Source organism: Burkholderia sp. YHN3-13, assembly GCF_055810675.1.
Genome location: NZ_JBVVNQ010000087.1, coordinates 1 through 750 on the forward strand (window position 1 = coordinate 1; position 750 = coordinate 750).

The following is a 750-nucleotide window of genomic DNA, read 5'->3' on the forward strand; positions in this document are numbered from 1 at the left end:
CCGTCGGTGCGGCAGGCGAGCCAGCAGCACCGGATCAGCATCACGACCGTGCTGCACGCGTATCTGCTGCTGGAAAGCCGCGGGCTGCTGGAAAGCCGGCCGCAGTCGGGCTATTTCGTGAACCTGCGCCGCGACGACGGCCACGCGCCGGTGCGCGAGCTGCGGCCGTCGAAGCCGATCGCGATCTCGTCGTCGGTCGACGTGAGCCGGCTCGTGCTGTCGACGCTGCGTTCGATCGGCACGGACGACGCGGTGCCGCTGGGCTCGCCGTATCCGGACCCGAGCCTGTTTCCGTTCGAGAAGCTGAACCGCTACGCGTATGCGGCCGGCCGCGACAAGTCGCTGTGGGGCGTGACGGACGGGCTGCCGCCCGGCCATCCGCGCCTGATTCGGCAGATCGCGCGCCGCTACCTGGAAAACGGGATGTCGGTGGACCCGAACGAGATCATCGTGACGGTGGGCGCGACGGAGGCGATCAACCTGTGCCTGCAGGCGGTGGCGAAGCCGGGCGACACGATCGCGGTGGAATCGCCGACGTTCTACGCGATGCTGCACGCGATCGAGCGGATGGGGATGAAGGCGATCGAGGTCGCGACGCATCCGGAGTACGGGATCGACATCGCGGCGCTGGCCGCGATCGCGAAGTCGCAGCCGATCGCGGCGTGCATGGTGATGCCGAACTTCCAGAACCCGCTCGGGTTCCAGATGCCCGACGAGCGCAAGCGCGAACTGGTTGAGTTTGCAACGAAA

General features: G+C 67.9%; 1 protein-coding gene. It reads left to right on the plus strand.

All coding sequences use genetic code 11. From position 1 onward, the window contains the following. The coding region (locus AC0KUR_RS38000; RefSeq protein ID WP_473377407.1) for an aminotransferase-like domain-containing protein at positions 1 to 750 on the plus strand (750 nt) is incomplete at both ends.